21 protein-coding genes and 1 pseudogene are annotated in these 17,744 nt (G+C 57.3%); 8 read left to right on the top strand and 14 right to left on the bottom strand.

Annotated features, from left to right (window positions below; genetic code table 11):
• Positions 1–82 precede the first annotated feature (82 nt).
• The 5 genes and pseudogenes from tal to PSH96_RS08335 form a co-directional block, all read right to left on the bottom strand.
• Positions 83–1,009 carry a transaldolase gene (gene tal / locus PSH96_RS08315; protein ID WP_058419631.1) on the bottom strand — a complete coding sequence of 309 codons (927 nt, stop codon included), beginning with the start codon at positions 1,007–1,009 and terminating at the stop codon, positions 83–85.
• Between the two features lie 332 nt (positions 1,010–1,341).
• Complete coding sequence (dusA, locus tag PSH96_RS08320; protein WP_305458624.1) at positions 1,342–2,328, bottom strand: tRNA dihydrouridine(20/20a) synthase DusA; 987 nt, start codon at positions 2,326–2,328, stop codon at positions 1,342–1,344.
• A 239-nt stretch (positions 2,329–2,567) separates the two neighbouring features.
• Entirely contained in the window at positions 2,568–3,599 is a 1,032-nt protein-coding gene (locus tag PSH96_RS08325) for an acyltransferase (protein WP_305458625.1), read from the bottom strand.
• A gap of 417 nt (positions 3,600–4,016) precedes the next feature.
• Positions 4,017–4,301 (bottom strand): annotated as a pseudogene (locus PSH96_RS08330) (type II toxin-antitoxin system RelE/ParE family toxin).
• Positions 4,291–4,533: a CopG family ribbon-helix-helix protein gene (locus tag PSH96_RS08335; RefSeq protein ID WP_305458626.1), complete on the bottom strand. Its 243-nt coding sequence runs from the start codon at positions 4,531–4,533 to the stop codon at positions 4,291–4,293. The pseudogene PSH96_RS08330 and the gene PSH96_RS08335 overlap by 11 nt, the downstream one beginning before the upstream one ends.
• 374 nt (positions 4,534–4,907) lie before the next feature.
• Between PSH96_RS08335 and PSH96_RS08340 the strand changes: the two genes are divergently transcribed.
• From PSH96_RS08340 to PSH96_RS08360, 4 genes are all read left to right on the top strand, one after another.
• Positions 4,908–5,216 carry a hypothetical protein gene (locus PSH96_RS08340; protein ID WP_305458627.1) on the top strand — a complete coding sequence of 103 codons (309 nt, stop codon included), beginning with the start codon at positions 4,908–4,910 and terminating at the stop codon, positions 5,214–5,216.
• 12 nt (positions 5,217–5,228) lie between these two features.
• A complete protein-coding gene (locus tag PSH96_RS08345; protein ID WP_305458628.1) occupies positions 5,229–5,708 on the top strand; it encodes a hypothetical protein in 480 nt (159 codons plus the stop codon).
• A 458-nt stretch (positions 5,709–6,166) separates the two neighbouring features.
• Positions 6,167–6,532, top strand: coding sequence for a DUF6124 family protein (locus PSH96_RS08355; RefSeq protein ID WP_305458629.1), 366 nt, complete (start codon positions 6,167–6,169; stop codon positions 6,530–6,532).
• Positions 6,533–6,677: 145 nt separating this feature from the next.
• Positions 6,678–6,899 carry a hypothetical protein gene (locus PSH96_RS08360; protein WP_056857260.1) on the top strand — a complete coding sequence of 74 codons (222 nt, stop codon included), beginning with the start codon at positions 6,678–6,680 and terminating at the stop codon, positions 6,897–6,899.
• 120 nt (positions 6,900–7,019) lie between these two features.
• Here the strand turns inward: PSH96_RS08360 and PSH96_RS08365 are convergent, their stop codons facing one another.
• The 4 genes from PSH96_RS08365 to PSH96_RS08380 all read right to left on the bottom strand — a co-directional run bounded on the left by PSH96_RS08365 (position 7,020) and on the right by PSH96_RS08380 (position 10,277).
• Positions 7,020–7,457 carry a hypothetical protein gene (locus tag PSH96_RS08365; RefSeq protein WP_305458630.1) on the bottom strand — a complete coding sequence of 146 codons (438 nt, stop codon included), beginning with the start codon at positions 7,455–7,457 and terminating at the stop codon, positions 7,020–7,022.
• A gap of 58 nt (positions 7,458–7,515) precedes the next feature.
• Complete coding sequence (locus PSH96_RS08370; RefSeq protein WP_305458631.1) at positions 7,516–8,427, bottom strand: hypothetical protein; 912 nt, start codon at positions 8,425–8,427, stop codon at positions 7,516–7,518.
• A 172-nt stretch (positions 8,428–8,599) separates the two neighbouring features.
• Complete coding sequence (locus PSH96_RS08375; RefSeq protein ID WP_305458632.1) at positions 8,600–8,935, bottom strand: helix-turn-helix domain-containing protein; 336 nt, start codon at positions 8,933–8,935, stop codon at positions 8,600–8,602.
• Between the two features lie 154 nt (positions 8,936–9,089).
• Entirely contained in the window at positions 9,090–10,277 is a 1,188-nt protein-coding gene (locus tag PSH96_RS08380; RefSeq protein ID WP_305458633.1) for an MFS transporter, read from the bottom strand.
• A gap of 435 nt (positions 10,278–10,712) precedes the next feature.
• On the opposite strand from PSH96_RS08380, the gene mqo reads away from it, so the two are divergent.
• Positions 10,713–12,368 (top strand): malate dehydrogenase (quinone), encoded by a 1,656-nt coding sequence (gene mqo / locus PSH96_RS08385; protein ID WP_056857258.1) that lies wholly within the window; start codon positions 10,713–10,715, stop codon positions 12,366–12,368.
• Between the two features lie 67 nt (positions 12,369–12,435).
• On the opposite strand, the gene PSH96_RS08390 is transcribed toward mqo, so the two are convergent.
• On the bottom strand, positions 12,436–13,101 hold the full coding sequence (locus tag PSH96_RS08390) for an NADPH-dependent F420 reductase (RefSeq protein ID WP_305458634.1): 666 nt from the start codon (positions 13,099–13,101) through the stop codon (positions 12,436–12,438).
• Positions 13,102–13,221: 120 nt separating this feature from the next.
• Between PSH96_RS08390 and PSH96_RS08395 the strand changes: the two genes are divergently transcribed.
• Positions 13,222–14,097 (top strand): LysR family transcriptional regulator, encoded by an 876-nt coding sequence (locus PSH96_RS08395; protein ID WP_305460013.1) that lies wholly within the window; start codon positions 13,222–13,224, stop codon positions 14,095–14,097.
• Between the two features lie 159 nt (positions 14,098–14,256).
• On the top strand, positions 14,257–14,586 hold the full coding sequence (locus tag PSH96_RS08400; RefSeq protein ID WP_219268022.1) for a YXWGXW repeat-containing protein: 330 nt from the start codon (positions 14,257–14,259) through the stop codon (positions 14,584–14,586).
• A 21-nt stretch (positions 14,587–14,607) separates the two neighbouring features.
• Here the strand turns inward: PSH96_RS08400 and PSH96_RS08405 are convergent, their stop codons facing one another.
• The 3 genes from PSH96_RS08405 to PSH96_RS08415 form a co-directional block, all read right to left on the bottom strand.
• Positions 14,608–14,982 (bottom strand): hypothetical protein, encoded by a 375-nt coding sequence (locus PSH96_RS08405; protein ID WP_305458635.1) that lies wholly within the window; start codon positions 14,980–14,982, stop codon positions 14,608–14,610.
• Between the two features lie 71 nt (positions 14,983–15,053).
• Entirely contained in the window at positions 15,054–15,449 is a 396-nt protein-coding gene (locus tag PSH96_RS08410) for a PIN domain-containing protein (RefSeq protein WP_056857253.1), read from the bottom strand.
• Positions 15,446–15,703 carry an AbrB/MazE/SpoVT family DNA-binding domain-containing protein gene (locus PSH96_RS08415; protein ID WP_056857252.1) on the bottom strand — a complete coding sequence of 86 codons (258 nt, stop codon included), beginning with the start codon at positions 15,701–15,703 and terminating at the stop codon, positions 15,446–15,448. Before PSH96_RS08415 ends, PSH96_RS08410 begins: the two co-directional genes overlap by 4 nt.
• Before the next feature lie 155 nt (positions 15,704–15,858).
• On the opposite strand from PSH96_RS08415, the gene PSH96_RS08420 reads away from it, so the two are divergent.
• Positions 15,859–16,251: a RidA family protein gene (locus PSH96_RS08420; RefSeq protein WP_305458636.1), complete on the top strand. Its 393-nt coding sequence runs from the start codon at positions 15,859–15,861 to the stop codon at positions 16,249–16,251.
• On the opposite strand, the gene ppnN is transcribed toward PSH96_RS08420, so the two are convergent.
• Entirely contained in the window at positions 16,252–17,625 is a 1,374-nt protein-coding gene (gene ppnN / locus PSH96_RS08425; protein ID WP_056857250.1) for a nucleotide 5'-monophosphate nucleosidase PpnN, read from the bottom strand.
• Positions 17,626–17,744: the final 119 nt, after the last annotated feature.

Genomic DNA, 17,744 nt, shown 5'->3' on the forward strand with positions numbered 1-17,744 from the left:
GAACTGTGACCGGCTGAGATCAGCGACCACAAAAAAAAGGGCGGCACCCTCACAGGTGCCGCCCTTTTTGTCGCCGCTTGCCTTACAGTTTGGCAGTCAACAACGCCTCCAGCTTCTCCTGGTCGCGAGCAAACTGACGAATCCCCTCCGCCAGCTTCTCAGTCGCCATCGCATCCTCGTTGGACTCCCAACGGAACTGCGCTTCAGTCAGATGCACCCGCGCTTCACCGGCATGGCCTGGCGACAGCTTGCGCTCCAGCTTGCCTTCATCGGCCGCCAGCTTCTCCAGCAGGTCCGGGCTGATGGTCAGGCGATCACAGCCGGCCAGCTCTTCAATCTGGCTGAGGTTACGGAAGCTTGCACCCATGACTACGGTTTTATAGCCATTGGCCTTGTAGTAGTTGTAGATGCGCGTCACCGACTGCACGCCCGGATCTTCCGAACCGGTGTAGTCGTTGCCGTTGGCCTTCTTGTACCAATCGTAGATACGGCCCACGAACGGCGAAATCAGGAACACACCGGCTTCGGCGCAGGCCACCGCCTGGGCAAACGAAAACAGCAGCGTCAGGTTGGTCTGAATGCCTTCTTTTTCCAGCTTCTCCGCCGCGCGGATGCCTTCCCAGGTGGAGGCGATCTTGATCAACACGCGGTCACGGCCTACGCCGGCTTTGTCGTACAGGTCGATCAGACGGTGCGCACGCTTGAGAATCGCGGCCTCATCGAACGACAAACGCGCATCCACCTCAGTGGAAATACGCCCCGGCACCACTTTGAGAATCTCTTGACCCACCGCCACCGCAAAACGGTCGCTGGCCAGGCCCACGTCACCGTTGCAGTCCTTAACGCACTCATCCAGCAGCTTGGCATAGCCTGAGATCGAAGCGGCCTTGAGCAGCAGGGAAGGGTTGGTGGTGGCGTCTTGTGGCTTGAGCTTGGCGAGAGTGGAAAAATCGCCGGTATCGGCTACAACGGTGGTGAATTGCTTGAGTTGTTCCAGCTTGGAAGTCATGGGCGTGCTCTGTCCTGTGGGTCTGATGACATTACCCGAGCGCCGACAAGCGCTCAAGGGCGCAAATACATTCGGTCGTTTGCGCGGGCAACAACCTGAAAACAGCCGTTTGAATCACCGGCCATACTGCTAAATAGGAGACCAAAACCTCCGACAGGTTCAACCCAACTGCCCCACGACCACCCTCTCAAAATGTGGGAGCTGGCTTGCCTGCGATAGCGGCCACAAAGCCACCACCAGCTTCCAGCCATACATCAACCCAACTGTGGGAGCGGGCTTACTCGCGAAAGCGGCCTGTCAGCCACCAAACCCACCCCCTGACACCCAACCCCTCACCGCCCCTCCAACAACTCCCCAGCCTGATCCAGCAACGCCAACGGATCACTCGCCTTATGAATATCCACCGACAACAACTGCCTGAACCGACGAGCCCCCGGAAACCCAGTCCCCAACCCCAACACATGCCGAGTAATGTGATGCATCGCACCACCACCGGCCAAATGCTCGGCAATATAAGGCCGCAACTGCGCCAACACCTGCGCCCGACTCACCACCGGCGCCGCACTGCCAAACAACTGCTGATCCACCTGCGCCAACACATACGGATTGTGATAAGCCTCCCGCCCCAACATCACCCCATCAAACACCTGCAAATGCGCCTGGCACTGCTCCAGCGTCTTGATCCCACCGTTCAACACAATCTCCAACTCCGGGAAATCCTGCTTCAACTGCGCCGCCACGTCATACCGCAACGGCGGAATGTCGCGATTCTCCTTCGGCGACAACCCCTCCAGAATCGCAATCCGCGCATGCACCGTAAAACTGGTACACCCCGCATCCCTCACCGTGCCAACGAAATCACACAACTCGGCATAACTGTCCCGCCCATTAATCCCGATACGATGCTTCACCGTCACCGGAATCGACACCGCATCCCGCATCGCCTTCACACACTCCGCCACCAATGCTGGGTGCGCCATCAAGATCGCGCCGATCATATTGTTCTGCACTCGATCACTCGGGCAGCCGACATTCAAGTTCACCTCATCGTAACCGGCAGCCTCAGCCATACGCGCACAGGCAGCCAGGTCGGCGGGGACGCTGCCGCCCAGTTGCAATGCAAGCGGGTGCTCGGCTTCGTTGTGGCGCAGGAAACGCTCGTGGTCGCCGTGCAGGATCGCGCCAGTGGTGACCATCTCGGTGTAGAGCAAGGCGTGCTTGGAGAGCAGGCGCAGGAAGTACCGGCAGTGGCGGTCGGTCCAATCCATCATCGGGGCGACGGAGAAGCGGCGGGAGAGTGGGGCGGATTGTAGGGGCATGGGGGATCTGAGTTAGCGAGGCGAATGGGGCGCAGTTTATCAGGGATGGGTCTTGGGTGTCGGGGAGGTGTGATCCGCGTTGCTCCACTTTTTGCCATCTGGATAATGCTGCGGATCTCAAGGTGATAGCTGTTTCGTATATCGCGGGCTGATCACAATGTCCCCTTGCAAACACTGACGCCCTGCGAGTCTGCCAGCCCTAATGCCGCTAGAGCTGGATGCTTGGTAGAAACCATTATTCAGGAGCGAGCAAGTTTTAGATTTTTGCCTGAAAACTTCAACCTGGAAGTAGGCTGTTCGATAAAGCGGAACGTCAGGTAGGCGGTCGCTAGCGAAGCCAACAGAACAAACCAGGCAGCGTTAAAGCTGCTCATGTTGTAATAGAGGGCGCCAATTATAAAGATGGGATGAAACAGGTAGATGCTGAAGCTGAGTGTTCCCAGTGTTCTCAAAGGCTTGGTGGAGAGTGCTTTTTTCAATAATCCATTATGGTTTACTGACGCCAGCAGGACCAACGACCAGACTGCAGAGTACAAGATAAAATCTTTGTGGAAGTAATTGCTCTCCACAGGAGCAGTGATAAGAGAATACACCGTGGGTGTCATGATTATCACAGCCGCTATGCCAACATAGCCCAGGTACTGGCACAATGCTGGAAACCAGGCTTTGTCCTGCAGTGCTTCTTGCAAAAACGCGACAAAGATTCCCGTGATGAATATCGGCAGGTAGGGCATGAATCGTGGGTCGTTAAGCAAGGACTCGCCTTCCGGTGATATCCACTGGGAAAGCAGAATCAGGCAGACGTAAAGCGCTGAGCACGCAATGAGCCCTTTCCTTTGGGCTACCAAAAACATTCCGGCCAGAAAAGGAAGCACGAAGTAAAATTTGAATTCTACCGCGATGCTCCACGTGAGCCCTTGAGACTCGGTGAGTATGAGTTGGTTGAAAAGCCCGTACAGGTCAAGATTGAAGGGCTGCCCGTAGCCAACGCCATAGTACTTCACCGATGCCCAAGTGGTGACCAGAGCCAGTAATAGATAAAAGGTGTACAAAGGGTAAATTCTGAAGAAACGTCTTTGCCAATAATTCAACATGAACGTGCGGGTGAATATCTTATTGCTGGTTGTAATGATTTGACGGGTCAGCAGGAAAGAACTGAGCAAGAAAAAAAGAAAGACACCCGATTTTCCTATGCCCCTAAAGTCCAAAGAAGGAAAGAAAAACATATTGAGGTTGCTGGTATGGCTCAACACTACAATTAATGCAGCCAACCCGCGCAAACCATCTAGAGCGTCAATCTGGAGCAGTTTATTCGATATCGCTCTATGTATCATTGTCAGGTTTGCTTCCCTGTGGCGCTAATAAAGAACCGGTCAGGAGTTTATAGACTGCTGATGGGATTCGCTTAAAGAGGCGAAATTGTAGCGGAATACCCGGTCCCACGCATCAGGTCGGCATCCTGCAATCAACCTGCTGTGGATTGAGGGAAAGCTATCGGCAGCTTGGCGTAGCCTACGCTGAGAACCTGGGCTAGCTGAAGTGTACACAGCGCTACGAACGTCCCCATACCTTCATGGATCCACTTACTGGCAGACCGCGGGTTACGGAGTGCGAAGTATCGTGGTCTGACCCCGATATCTTTTATCAGGGATGGGTCTTGGGTGTGGGAGGGGCGTATTTCGCGGCCTTCACCACTTTGAGCGCGGACGTTGCCGTGTGTGGAATATGCCAAGAATTTGTAGGCGATCTCCGCGTACTCGATACGGGATCAGATAGGACCAGTTGGGTACCGCCCATTCTCAGGTGTGTTTGACCCGACCTTCACGGCCCATGGAGGGAAACTGAGCTAGCTTGTCGACGCTGGCGAAGATGGCATCGGAGAAGTCGTCAGCTGCCTTTGGATTTTCGAGAGCGATATAGTTTGCTTCGTCTTCCAGATTTTCGAGTGCTTTTTCAAGCCACTCAACCCGCATTCCGGCTCCAGCGCCTGGCGCGCATCGCTGCCACTTGGTCATCGGCGGCGAATTTACCTTGATCGGCTTCTTTTACTGCCAGCTCGATCTGAGCGGTCAGCGTTTTTTCGTGCTCGATGTAATCGCGGAGGACGTCCATCGCCAGATAGGTCGCAGTCTGGCCGTTGGTCTTGGCCAGGTCGGCGAGAGAGTTGGACAGGTCTTCCGGCAGGTTTAGGGAGATTCCAGTCATGGCGGCCTCGAAGATGGATGGTTGTGGGGCATCTTACACCGTGGAGTGCAGGGTTGAATCAACAGGTCGTCGTGAGATGTAACCTGACGTGATTCGGTTGCTCTGCTCTCTAACCTCAGCGCCGGAGTATCGTGGTCTGACCCCGATATCTTTCGTCGCGTCATGCCCACGCGAGCCTTATCTCATCTTTTCCCGTTTGTGGGTGGAGGGTGTACAAGTAGGCGTATGAGCGGGTGGGGGAGTTTGAGGTTTTTGTTATATGCTCAATAATAATTTTGTATAAAAAACTGTTAGTTTTCACAGGTTTTATTTTTTATTCTTTTTGTATTGTTGCTTTGGTTGTTTTGATTAATATTTTTTAAGTGAGGTGTATCATGAAGTCTTGGGCGTTTTTAGGTTTCTCTGAGCAGTACTTTAATAATGTTCCTGTGTTTCAAATATATGAGGTTGTAAATTCTGAAGGTGTTCCGGAAAACGCGCCGTTTGCATATACTGAGATGCGTCGACTAAAAAGGGAGGCGATGGGTGAGTATATGGATGAAGATCCTGCTGGGTGTGAGGCTCATTGGGAGGAGTGCCCTGGGCATGTTTTGAAAAGTTGGTATTGTGTTAATGGTTGTTTCCTAAGTTGGGCTGAGATTGAGCGTTGTAGGCGCATAGGCAAGCTTGATGTTCCTGCTTAGCCAAGATTTCAGATGTTTAGAGTGTTCAGTTTTTTTGGTATGGATAATTATCGTGTGTGTGATGTAGAACTTGATATCGATAATAACACTATAGATGATCTTAAAAGATCGGTTGTAGCTTATTACTGTGGGCTGGTCGATTTAGGAATTAGAGCGGACGCGGGTGATCCTGACGGGGCTCCGCTCTATTTTCAGTCCATTGGTAGGCTAGTTTATACCACTTTTTCATCATCATCTTATATTACTGGTCTGCTTCAAAACAGGACGGAGGATTGGATGCATTTTAAAAGTCTAATTTGGGCCGCCGTTAGCACAGCGAACACCGTGGCTAAAGTGCCGGATAGTCAAAAATTTCCACTGCTGGAAGATGGGAAACTGATATCAGAATATAATCTTGATCCGGTTTTTCCCATTGTTGCAAGTTGGAGGCTTGGTCCGGGGCCGCAATGGGGTCCGGATTGGAAATACAAAATATTTGACGTGTTGATATAGTTTCGGATGTGGCCGGATGATTGCTGAAACGGTAAAGCCTATATAAAACTTTGGGTGGGGGAGATGCGCTCTCTCACTCTTTTTTTGGTTGAATGTTTTTGTTGATGTTCATGCTGGTGAGCTTCAATGCTTAAGTGCCAAAAAATTTGATGTTTCACTTTGCAAACCAGGCTAATAAGTTGTCGCGAATAATACTAAGGTCGGCATCGGTATACCCCAGAACCTCGCGCTGCTCATACTTCACGTCTCGCGCGGCCAGTTCTGCTCGATCCCTCAAACCGCGAGGGATATCGGGGTCAGACCACGATATACCATAGGAACCTTCCTACACTCTTCTCAGCTTGCCCGTCAGACCACCCATCGCTAACCTCCTCAAGCCGCTACAATTCCAGCGGCCGGAAGTGGAAGTCCGTATTGCTAAGGCGTTTTAACTCCCGAAAATATTTGGAGCTTCGCCCATGCCTAACAAATCACGCAACTCTCATGTCGATCAAAACGCTGCGCCCGCTGATGCCAAGCTACAAAAGGCTGCCCAGAGAGCGATCCACCATTATCTGCCGCCATCTGACGACTCTGCCCCCACCGACCACGCAACCACCAACCTTTTCCGCGTCAGCCCCAACATCGACACCGAAACCCTCCTAGCCAACGCCGCCGAGCACCTCGATTCCGCCAACCAAATAACCGCCACCCTGGCCTTCGACCTCGAAGACCCGCACCGCGCCATCATCCTCGGCATCCAGCAACTCATCGACCTAAGCGCTCTGCTCGTAGCCCGCGCCCAAGAACAAGTCGCGCCTGCCGCCAGCCCAGCCACCGCCTGACCCCAACCCCGCCGCCTGACCCCAAGGCGGCAACCTGAACCCTTGCTGTCACCGCGCAAAATTTCATAATCCCCAGCGCCTTTGAGGTCTACGATCCTCTTCAAGAGAGGACCCCCGCGCCTCCAGCCCACAGGGAACCGAAAACATGATCTCGAACCTGGTTAAAGTCGCGCTGATTGCTGGCACGTTGCTGTTGGGCGCTTGTTCGACGGGGTCGTCGGGCGGCAGTGGTGACCCTTGTTTTACTGGCGGATGCCAGGCGTTTGGGGACCATAGCCCGAGCAAGGCGGCCAAGATGAATTTTGGCGGCAGTGGGTTGGGGAGTAGTTATGGGGAGTATGGGTCGGGGTTGTTGCACGACGATTGAACCGTGATGTGCAGGGGGGGGCGATAGTGCGAGTTGGGTGTTGCGCTAAAAGAACGCCAGTTACGTCACTGCCCGTTTCTACGCAGCTGGCGTATTCAACTTGCCGTTAATTTTACCTCCTCAGTAAATTCGAACCCAATTCACATTCTTGGGATTTGGAGAAGGGACCGGGCCGTTGATGCCGGAGTGATGGCCATAGATCGCTGTGTTGGCCCACACCTTGTTGGCTTCGGCGCACAGGCGCACGGCTGCGGCGAAGCCGGCGATGTCTTCGCCGCAGGTTGAGATGTAAACGGCGCCCGGTGCTTGCCCAGCTTGCATATTGCCCTGTACTGTCGCCAGGAAGGCAGGCGCTTCAATGGAAAGCGTCGGGCCCTCATCGCCGATATGCTCGTTAGTGCCGTGTGCAATGACGACAATGACCGCGCCGCCGGCAATGTTCAGGTTCGTGTTGCGCACCGCTGCCCAGTGATGACGTGCAGTCACAGCAGGCCAGTCGACATTCAGAGGAGTGGCGAGGATGTCTGCATCGGTACTCATTTCAAAGACAATAGTCATGATTTATTCCTTATTAATCTGAGTTTGAATGGCGTTAAATCCTTCAGGGCTGAACGACTCAAGCACTGTTCGCCAGTGCTGCAGTGAAAACTCTCTTTACACGTTTTACGATCGCGCCACCGTCGAAGTTATCTGACTCTGCCGTGAGCGCTGGCGTGGCATCATTTACAGCGGCGTTAGCAGGGGTGCCGATGGCTTTCAGCTTTTTGCCGATGGCCTCCAGGCGTGTATTCAGAACATCGCTGATACCTGTGTACTTGGCGAGCGTGGCGAGATAGCCGTCGACAGTGGGGTCGAGTTTGCTGACCACTTTGTCGATTTGCTTTAATTGATTGCGCATGGACTGTTTCTGATTTTCGTACGCCAGCAAGTCGTTCAACTTGGTAACCGCCTTGCCCTCTTTGATGGAGAAGCGTACGTCGAATAAGAACAGCGTCTGGACAATCGATTCGTCGTTCAAAAAGTCTTTGCGGTGATAAGAGTTCTCCATCACCGTAATGAACAACGTCATGCCGGGTGCCAGCGGCTTTTTATCGGTTTTTACGGTAATGCCGGTTTCAGTTTTTGAGCCTGCGCTGGTCAGCAGCCCCTGAATGACGTCAAACGCTGCGTTAGCGATCAACAGGTCCAGGTTTGTCATCGCCTCAATCGCCTCAGTGACTTCAGCAGTGGGTGTGTCTTTCTTCGCATTGTCGGGCAACTTTTCGCCAAATATTGCCTTGCGGCACGCGTCGATCATCACATTGATTGAGGCCAGCGACCACTCGCTGACGGTCGTCAGGTGCTGGTAACTGCTTGATATCATGGATGAGTCGTCATTGTACTTACTGTAATGCTCTTTGATTTTTTCATTCAGTCGGGTGGTTTGTGTGGCCAGGCTTTTATCAAGATCCTCGCGCATTTGATCCACGTAAGCCTGGAATTTGGTGTTGAGCTTTTGTTGCTCTTCGATCGTATTTGACTGTCCCATGTCTAGCTCCAAGTGTTGGATGAAGTCGGACTTTCTTGTGCGCTACTGCTCTTTCCGTTTCCTTGTGCGCATCAAGAAAGTTGACAGCTAGAACATGATCTTGAACTGTGCATAGCTCAACGCATTCAAGTTGAGCAGCGTGCAAGGTTTTGGGTAATGACTTGCGCAGCGCTCAAATGCAGGGTGAATTGATCGCCGCGAGGAATTTTTCCAAGTGCTCAATGGCGTCGTCAGGCAGGGTGGACAGGAATTTACGTGCGTGTTGGCCAGGGGCGCCTTTGAGGGTGTGGTGCATATCCATCGTGCCGCGGCCTAACAGCAGCCAGTCGGCGGAAACATCCAGCAACTCAGAGAGCGCGATAATGTTTCCGACGGTTATCTTGCCGTTCTTTCTCCAGCGAGATACGGCACTTTCTGTGACGTCCAGCGCGACTGCGACGGCGTAAAGTTTGGACAGGTTTCTGCGCTCCATTGCCTCACAGATTCGTACTCCAAGTGTTGATTGCATAAAGTCACTCCATGCGTGGAAAGTTGGATAACTGACTGTATGCAGTGCAACGTTAGGCGTTCCAGGGATATGCCATTTGGAGAACACTTGTCTGGACGCTGAATGTGTAAGAACGCAGCCAAATCAGTCAGGGCCTGCGTTCTTTCCTTTCGACTTAATGTCCACCTTTCATGCGGCGGGCGATGAGGTAGAGGCCCAGGCCGACGAGTGCGGTGGCGGCGCCGATGTAGCCGGTGCTGGTCCAGCCATATCCCGCTGTAATTGCCATTCCGCCCAACCATGGCCCCAGCGCGTTTGCGAGGTTGAACGCTGCGTGGTTGGACGCTGCCGCCAAACTTGGGGCTTCGTGGGCGATGTCCATGAGGCGGATTTGCAGCGGCGCGGCCATGGCAATCATGGTGCCGACCAGGCCGATGCCCAGCAGTACGCTCCACAGCGAGCTGGCGGCGAAGGTGAAGAAGATCAGCACGGCCATCGACCACACCATAATCCAGCCCACGGCGCGAAATTGCAGGCGGTCGAATAGTTTGCCGCCGGCGATGTTGCCGATGATGCCGCCGACGCCAAAGGCGGCGAGGCCGAAGGGGATCCATTGGGGCGAGACTTTGGTCACTTCGAGCATGGTCGGGGCGAGGTAGCTGAACACGCAGAACATGCCGGCAAAGCCAATCGCGCCGATGGACAGGGCCATCCACACTTGGGGTTTGGTGAAGGCGCGCAGTTCTTTGCGCGGGTCGCTGCGCGGTTCGTCGTGGCGGTCGGGGACGAATTGCCAGACCAGGGCGATGGTACACAGGGCGATGGCGCTGACCAGCGCGAACGCCGAGCGCCAGCCCAGGTGTTGGCCGAGGAAGGTGGCGATGGGGTTGCCGAGCAGCATGGCCAGGGTGAGGCCCATCATCACGCGGGCCACGGCGCCGGCGCGTTTGTCGTTGGGCACCATGCTGGAGGCGACGACGGCGGCGATGCCGAAGTAGGCGCCGTGGGGCAGGCCGCTGATAAAGCGGAAGGCCACCAGCGAGCCGAAGGTCGGGGTGAAGGCGGTGGCGAGGTTGCCCAGGGCATACAGGCCCATCAGCAACAGCAGCATGTGTTTGCGCAGCAGTTTGGCGCCGAGGATGGCCAGCAGTGGTGCGCCGACCATCACGCCGAGGGCGTAGGCGCTGATGGCGTGGCCGACTTGGGGTTCGCTTAAGCCCAGGTTTTGGGCGATGTCGGGCATCAGGCCCATGATGGCGAATTCGCCGGTGCCGATCGCGAAGGCGCCCACGGCCATGGCCGCTTCCATTTTGGCGGCGCTGCGCGCGGGCAGTACGTGCCCGGGTGTTTGCTGGGTAGTCATGGGTAACTCTGTAGGAAAAAGTGCACGAAGGTCAGTGGCCGATGCTACGCAAGCCGCCACGAAAGTGTCTAGAACAGCGTTTTGCGCGAGCGTTCAGTTTGATTAAACACCCTGTGACCCCAGGTCGCGGCTGTGACGCTTGACACCTGCGCGTTAAAAGCCGCGATTTAGCGCTGTCAATTGGCCAAACGGCGCATAAATGCGGTTCAGCGTGATATTCTGCGCGCCGTCTTGGTCTAGTCTTTCCCCGGTGCGTACACCCGTATACGTCCCGGCGGTTGGCTGTCGCCCAGGTAGCTGAAGCCAATAATGATAAGAAGTCAGCGCAGAAGGGACAAAAACAGTGAGGTCGCTACGTCGGCCTTGTGTGCCCACCCTACGGCCTGCAGAGTCAGGGGCGGTAGGGCGGATGGCGTTTTATCATAGGTGCTACTGATGTTTAAAAAAGTAAACACTGCCCTGCTGGGGCTGGCTTTGTCGATGGGGATCACGTCCGTTCAAGCGGAAGAGGCAAAGAAAGTCGATGTGCTGCTGATCGGCGGCGGCATCATGAGTGCGACCCTGGGTGTTTGGCTCAACGAGCTGCAGCCGGACTGGTCGATGGAGATGGTCGAGCGTCTTGATGGCGTGGCCGAAGAAAGCTCCAACGGCTGGAACAACGCCGGTACCGGTCACTCGGCCCTGGCCGAGCTGAACTACACCCCGGAAAACAAGGACGGCACCGTTGAGATCCCGAAAGCGGTCGAGATCAACGAAGCGTTCCAGATTTCCCGTCAGTTCTGGTCCTGGCAGGTGCAGCAGGGCGTGCTGAAGAACCCGCGTTCGTTCATCAACTCCACACCGCACATGAGCTTTGTGTGGGGCGATGACAACATCAAGTTCCTGAAAAAGCGCTACGAAGCCCTGCAAGCCAGCCCGCTGTTCGCCGGCATGCAGTACTCCGAAGACCCGGCGCAGATCGCCAAATGGGTTCCATTGATGATGGAAGGCCGTGATCCGAAGCAAAAGATCGCCGCCACCTGGACCCCGATCGGCACCGACGTGAACTTCGGCGAGATCACCCGCCAGTTCGTCGCGCACCTGCAAACCACGCCGAAGTTTGACCTGAAGCTGTCGAGCGAAGTGCAGGACATCACCAAGAACGCCGACGGTTCGTGGCGTGTGAGCTACAAAAACCTGAAAGACGGCACCAAGACCGAAACCGACGCCAAGTTCGTGTTCATCGGCGCGGGTGGCGGTGCACTGCACCTGCTGCAAAAGTCGGGCATTCCTGAAGCCAAGGAATACGCCGGCTTCCCGGTTGGCGGTTCGTTCCTGGTGACCGATAACCCGGCCATCGCCGAGCAGCACATGGCCAAGGCCTACGGTAAGGCTTCGGTTGGCGCGCCACCGATGTCGGTTCCGCACCTGGACACCCGCGTGCTGGATGGCAAGCGCGTTATTCTGTTTGGCCCATTCGCAACCTTCTCGACCAAGTTCCTCAAAGAAGGCTCGTACCTGGACCTGCTGACCAGCACCACCACCCACAACATCTGGCCAATGACCAAAGTCGGTATTCGTGAATACCCACTGGTTGAGTACCTTGCCGGTCAACTGATGCTGTCCGATGACGACCGCTTCAAGGCGCTGCAAGAGTACTTCCCGAACGCCAAGCAGTCCGACTGGCGCCTGTGGCAAGCCGGCCAGCGCGTGCAGATCATCAAGCGTGACGAAGAGCAGGGCGGCGTCCTGAAACTCGGCACCGAAGTGGTCAGCTCCGCCGATAACACCATCGCCGGCCTGTTGGGTGCATCGCCAGGCGCGTCCACCGCGGCTCCGATCATGCTGACCGTGCTGCAAAAAGTGTTCAAGGACAAGGTCGCGACCCCTGAGTGGCAAGCCAAGCTGCACCAGATCGTGCCGAGCTACGGCACCAAGCTGAACGACAGCCCTGAGGCTGTTGCGAAGGAGTGGGCCTACACGGCCGGCGTCCTGCAACTGACCCCACCGCCTGCCATTCCGCAGCTGAACGCTCCAAAGGCAACCGAAGCCACCGAGGCTGCCAAGCCTGCGGCTGAGCCGAGCAAGCCGGCGTCTGACCTGGCGCTGTAAGCCAAGCCTGATGTTAAAAAGCCCGCTGAACCGGTAACGGTCAGCGGGCTTTTTTGTGGGCGTGTGTTCAGGTGTGGGAGCGTTCGGCTGGCGGCAGTTCCACCGTGCGCTCGGCGGCGGCCAATGCGGCCTTTAAACCGGCTTTATCCAGCGGCACGCAGTACGCAGGCTTGGCCCGCTCAAAGCGCCAGCTGTCATCCAGCGTACCCGCGTCCACGGCGTCGAAACCCAGCTCGTCGAGCAGCGCAATCACCTGCGCCTTTGCCGTCGCATCATCGGCGGCCACCGGCAGGGCGCGGCGGTCAGGCGCGCCGTGGGGGCGGGCATCGCGGTTGATGTCTGAGGCAAAGATCGCATTAAAAACTTTGACCACCTTTGAGTCGGCAAAATGCTCGGCCAACAGGCGGCTGGTGGTGGTTTCAAAACGGTCCAGTGCCGCGATATGCCCATCGCGCTCAGGGTAGTAATTGTTGGCGTCCAGCACCGTTTTGCCTTCCAGCCACTGCGCGGGCACGCTGCGGTAGTGTTCGAGGGGAATCGCCACCAGCACCACGTCGCCAAACTGCGCGGCTTCCTGCGCGCTGCCCACTTGCACGCCGGGTATGCCGCTGCGCACGCTGCTCATGGTCTGCGGGCCACGGGAGTTGCTCAGCATCACCGCGTGCCCGGCCGTCAGGGCCAGTTGGGCCACGGCGCGCCCGATAAAACCTGCTCCAATCACGCCGATCTTCATGGTCTTGCTCCTGCGAAGTGGGGAAGTGACTATGATGATTGGCAACCATTGGGTGATAAATGGGCGGTTTGGATTCGGTGTAGTTACTGGGAGTAGTCAATCGTGGACCGTCTAACCAGCATGAGTGCGTTTGTCACGGCCGCCGAGTTGGGCTCTTATGCCCGCGCCGCCGAGCGCTTGAACCTGTCGCCGCAAATGGTGGCCAAGCATGTCACTGCGCTGGAGCAACATCTGGGTGCCCGCTTGCTCAACCGCACCACGCGCCGGCAAAGCCTGACGGAGTTGGGTAGCGCGTACTACGAGCGCTGCAAACATATCCTGACCGAAGCGGAGGCGGCCGATTCGCTGGCGCAGATCATGAATGACACCCCGCGTGGCAGGTTGAAGGTCACCGCCCCGGTGACGTTCGGCTCCTACAGCCTGATGCCGCTGATTACCGGTTTTTTGCGTGATAACCCGGACGTGGAAATCGACTTGCACCTGACCGACCGTTTTGTCGACCTGGTGGAGGAGGGTTATGAAGCGGCTTTTCGCATCGGCCCCCTGGCGACGACCGGCCTTACGGCGCGGCCGCTGGCACCTTATCGCCTGGTGGCCTGCGCCGCGCCTGCCTACCTGGCCGCACGGGGCGTGCCGTTGCTGCCGTCAGACCTTGAGCATCACGAATGCCTGGGCTATGCGTTCTGGTCACGCCCGGCAGAGCGTGAATGGGTCTTTTACCAAGGTACCACTGTGCACAAGGTGCAGGTTGCCAGCCGTTTGCAGGTCAACGAAAGCCGGGCGTTGATGATGGCTGCCCTGGATGGTTTCGGCATCGTACTTGGCCCTGAAGACTTCTTGCGCACGGCACTGGCCAAGGGCGAGTTGGTGCGGGTGCTGCCAGGCTTTGAGGCGCCGAGCCGCTCGATGCACCTGGTCTACACGGCGAACCGCCAGCGCACGGCCAAGTTGCGGCGCTTTGTCGAGACGGTGCTGGGGCGATTCGGACCTGCTTGAGCGCTCAAATACCGGCCCTGGGGTGCGAATACCTCAGGTTCAGCAACCTGACAGACAGCACCTGTTACAAATAACCCAGAGCCAAGCAGGAGCGAGGCTGCAGCAAGGGGGCATTTTTTACCGGTGTATTCGTTGGGCGCTGGCGCCCGAGGGGTGTGTATGTTGCTACGTTATGCGGCATTGGCGGCGTTTGTCGTCGCGGCGTCCGGGTGTGTACAAGAGCGCGTGGTGCATGAGCGCGGGCCGGTGCAACGTGAGTATGTCGAGGTGGTGGCGCCGCAGCCGCCGCCGGTGCAGGTGATCGAAGTCGAGCCGCCGGCACGCTATGGCTATGTGTGGTCACGCGGTTACTGGCGCTGGGAAGGCGGGCGCTATGTAGCGGTGCACGGCCATTGGGAGCAGGTGCGCGAAGGTTATCGTTATGTGCATCCGCACTGGGTGCAGCGCAATGACGGTTACCACTGGCAGGGCGGTGGCTGGGTGCGCTGAACCTGGCCCCCGACAAAACGGCTAGCTCGGCTTTTGGGTACCTAACAGCTTGACCTCACGCAGCAACGCGGCACCGAGTTGATCGCTGCCCAGTTCCTGATAGCCGACTATCTGGGTCTCGCCTTGTTCTTCCGCCTGGATGATGATCACCGGTGTCTCTTTGCCGGTGGTTTCATCCACATGCAGGGCGTACTGCGGCACATCCACCTTGATCGGTGAACCCGCCGGCTTGCCTTGCACGTTTAGCGTAAACGCCGCGCAGCCGCTGTCGATGTCCACGCTGGTCGCGGAGCGGCCGCTGACGAAGCAGGTTTTCGGCAGGTCGGGCCAGGTGATGGTGTCGGCCAAAGCGAGGGTGGGCGCCAAGGCCATGGCAACAAGCAGCAACGTGCGCACGTGGTGAGTACTCTTGATCAAGGGCAGTGGCGTTTTTTACCAAAGCCCGGCATTCGTCGCAATGCTGCGGCTCAAGCCAGGCGCTTCATTCCCGTGGCTTTTGCCGCATCAAGGTCAAAGGTGGCGGTGTATTCACAGCCGGCTGCATGGGCGCAGCGTTCGATCAGGTAGTCGGCGAAATCGGCTTTGCCGGCCGTGAACCGGCGCAGTGCCTGCCAGATAATCTCGGCGTGCTCGACGGTCAGTTCACGGGTGCGCAGCAGCGTTTCCAGCACGGTCACCACGTCGCTTTTGGCCGATTGATAGCAGCTTTGCAGCACCCAGACCAATTCCACCACCGACACCAGGCTGACAAAGCCCGGCGACACGCTGGTGAGCGACTCGATCAGCGCCGAGGCCTTGGGGGATTGCACGGGGTCATCCTGGGTGACGTAGCGCACCAGCACATTGGTATCGAGCCCGATCATCCGGCGTTTGCTCCTTGCGCGGCGATGGCGCGGTTCATGTCTTCGATCGATACGGCCTGTGCGGGCTTGCGGATCAGCCCCTTGAGGTCCTGCACGGTTTTGCTCGCGGCGATAATGGAAAACTTGCCGTCTTCCGTTTCGACAAATTCAACCCGGTCGCCGGTTTCCAGGCCAAGCGCGGTGCGCACTTGCACGGGGATAGTGATTTGCCCTTTCGAGGTGAGTGTGGCGGTGGCCATAGCGAAGATCTCCATCGTGATATTCCTTACCGTAAGGTAAGGATTGATGAAGGACAAGATCCGTTGGTCCATAGGGTGCTCGGCTGGTGTGAATGAGTGGGAACAGGTAAAACCCTAGCTCGAACTTTGTGCGCTCACACGCCCGCCTGCGACCCAAAGAGATACAAGCTATGACCGAACGTCAGCTCATTATTCCCGCCGCCATGCAACCCATTGTCGAACGCGCCGGCTACGTGCCTGCGGTAAAAGTTGGCAACACTCTTTACTGCGCAGGCCAGGTCGGCCGCACGCCGCAATTGGCTGTGATCGAAGATCCCGAGGCGCAATTCATCGCGGCCTGGGACAACCTCAGGGACGTATTGGAGGAGGGCGGTTGCAGCTTCGATGACGTGGTGGACATGACCACCTATCACGTGAACATGCGCCAGCACATGGCGGTTTTCCGTGAGGTGAAAAACCGCCTGTTCCCACGCGGCCATTGCGCCTGGACCACGATCGGGGTGTCCGAACTGGCACACCCCGGCCTATTGGTGGAAATCAAATGTGTGGCGGTGCAGCGCTAGTTACTGCACCACGCGATAGCACGGCACATAGGCGGCGCCGCCCGGCAACTTCATGCGGTGCTGGGCGACAAACGCCTGCAGCAACTCGTCCAACGGCTTCATGATCGCCGGGTCGCCGTGGATCTCATACGGGCCGTGCTGCTCGATCAGGCGAATGCCCTTGTCCTTGACGTTACCGGCCACGATCCCCGAGAACGCGCGGCGCAGGTTGGCCGCCAGTTCATGGGGCGGCAGCGCGTGGCTCAGTTGCAGGCTGGCCATGTTTTCGTGGGTGGGGTCGAATGGGCGCTGGAAGCCTTCGTCGATCTTCAGCAGCCAGTTGAAGTGGAACGCGTCGTTGCGCTCACGTCGGAACTGCTTCACGGCCTTGAGCCCGGCGGTCATCTGGCGCGCCACTTCGGCCGGGTCGTCGATGATGATCTGGTAGTGCGCCTGGGCCGCTTCGCCAAGGGTGGCGCCCACAAACGCGTGCAGCTGTTGCAGGTACGGCGCGGCCTGTTTCGGCCCGGTGAGGATGACCGGGAACGGCACGTCGCGGTTGTCCGGGTGCATCAGGATGCCCAGCAGGTACAGGAACTCTTCGGCCGTGCCGGCGCCGCCCGGGAAGATGATGATGCCGTGGCCCACGCGCACAAAGGCTTCCAGGCGTTTTTCGATGTCCGGCAGAATCACCAGCTCGTTAACGATGGGGTTTGGCGCTTCGGCGGCGATGATGCCCGGCTCGGTCAGGCCCAGGTAACGGCCGTTGGTAATGCGTTGCTTGGCGTGGGAAATGGTTGCGCCTTTCATCGGGCCTTTCATCACGCCGGGGCCGCAGCCGGTGCACACGTCGAGGCTGCGCAGGCCCAGTTCGTGGCCGACCTTCTTGGTGTATTTGTATTCTTCGGTATTGATCGAGTGCCCGCCCCAGCACACTACGATTTTCGGCTCGACACCCGGGCGCAAGGTACGGGCGTTGCGCAGCAGGTGGAACACGTAGTCGGTGATGCCCTGGGAGTTGCTCAGGTCGATGCGCTGGCTGTCCAGCTCGTTCTCGGTGTAGACGATATCGCGCAGGGCGCTGAAGAGCATTTCGCGGGTGCTGGCGATCATTTCGCCATCGACGAAGGCATCGGCGGGCGCATTCAACAGTTCCAGGCGCACGCCACGGTCTTGCTGGTGGATACGCACTTCAAAGTCTTTGTAGGCGTCGAGGATGGTCTTGGCGTTGTCGATATGCGCGCCGGTGTTGAGGATGGCCAGGGCGCACTGGCGGAACAACGTGTAGATGCTGCCGGTACCGGCTTCACTCAGTTGCTGGACTTCACGTTGGGACAGGGTTTCGAGGCTACCCTTGGGGCTGACGGAGGCATTGATGACTTGACGTTGGGGCATTCTGATTCCTTGAAAGCTCAGCCATCGCAGCCGCCAGGGGCGGCGATGGCTGGAGAATGGTGAGCGCCGAACTCGGTCGCACTAGACAGTTAGTTTGGCCGCCGCAAGGGCAGGGCGCA

It is taken from the genome of Pseudomonas sp. FP2338 (assembly GCF_030687515.1).
Taxonomy (GTDB): Bacteria; Pseudomonadota; Gammaproteobacteria; order Pseudomonadales; family Pseudomonadaceae; genus Aquipseudomonas; species Aquipseudomonas salomonii.

Excerpts from the sequence above, each read along its gene's own strand:
- PSH96_RS08345 (WP_305458628.1), top strand. The coding sequence starts at position 5,229 with ATGTTTAGAGTGTTCAGTTTTTTTGGTATGGATAATTATCGTGTGTGT.
- dusA (WP_305458624.1), bottom strand. The coding sequence starts at position 2,328 with ATGCCCCTACAATCCGCCCCACTCTCCCGCCGCTTCTCCGTCGCCCCG.
- PSH96_RS08370 (WP_305458631.1), bottom strand. The coding sequence starts at position 8,427 with ATGGGACAGTCAAATACGATCGAAGAGCAACAAAAGCTCAACACCAAA.
- PSH96_RS08360 (WP_056857260.1), top strand. The coding sequence starts at position 6,678 with ATGATCTCGAACCTGGTTAAAGTCGCGCTGATTGCTGGCACGTTGCTG.
- mqo (WP_056857258.1), top strand. The coding sequence starts at position 10,713 with ATGTTTAAAAAAGTAAACACTGCCCTGCTGGGGCTGGCTTTGTCGATG.
- PSH96_RS08415 (WP_056857252.1), bottom strand. The coding sequence starts at position 15,703 with ATGGAGATCTTCGCTATGGCCACCGCCACACTCACCTCGAAAGGGCAA.
- tal (WP_058419631.1), bottom strand. The coding sequence starts at position 1,009 with ATGACTTCCAAGCTGGAACAACTCAAGCAATTCACCACCGTTGTAGCC.
- PSH96_RS08365 (WP_305458630.1), bottom strand. The coding sequence starts at position 7,457 with ATGACTATTGTCTTTGAAATGAGTACCGATGCAGACATCCTCGCCACT.
- PSH96_RS08335 (WP_305458626.1), bottom strand. The coding sequence starts at position 4,533 with ATGACTGGAATCTCCCTAAACCTGCCGGAAGACCTGTCCAACTCTCTC.
- PSH96_RS08400 (WP_219268022.1), top strand. The coding sequence starts at position 14,257 with ATGTTGCTACGTTATGCGGCATTGGCGGCGTTTGTCGTCGCGGCGTCC.
- PSH96_RS08420 (WP_305458636.1), top strand. The coding sequence starts at position 15,859 with ATGACCGAACGTCAGCTCATTATTCCCGCCGCCATGCAACCCATTGTC.
- PSH96_RS08390 (WP_305458634.1), bottom strand. The coding sequence starts at position 13,101 with ATGAAGATCGGCGTGATTGGAGCAGGTTTTATCGGGCGCGCCGTGGCC.
- PSH96_RS08395 (WP_305460013.1), top strand. The coding sequence starts at position 13,222 with ATGAGTGCGTTTGTCACGGCCGCCGAGTTGGGCTCTTATGCCCGCGCC.
- PSH96_RS08375 (WP_305458632.1), bottom strand. The coding sequence starts at position 8,935 with ATGCAATCAACACTTGGAGTACGAATCTGTGAGGCAATGGAGCGCAGA.
- ppnN (WP_056857250.1), bottom strand. The coding sequence starts at position 17,625 with ATGCCCCAACGTCAAGTCATCAATGCCTCCGTCAGCCCCAAGGGTAGC.
- PSH96_RS08355 (WP_305458629.1), top strand. The coding sequence starts at position 6,167 with ATGCCTAACAAATCACGCAACTCTCATGTCGATCAAAACGCTGCGCCC.
- PSH96_RS08340 (WP_305458627.1), top strand. The coding sequence starts at position 4,908 with ATGAAGTCTTGGGCGTTTTTAGGTTTCTCTGAGCAGTACTTTAATAAT.
- PSH96_RS08410 (WP_056857253.1), bottom strand. The coding sequence starts at position 15,449 with ATGATCGGGCTCGATACCAATGTGCTGGTGCGCTACGTCACCCAGGAT.
- PSH96_RS08380 (WP_305458633.1), bottom strand. The coding sequence starts at position 10,277 with ATGACTACCCAGCAAACACCCGGGCACGTACTGCCCGCGCGCAGCGCC.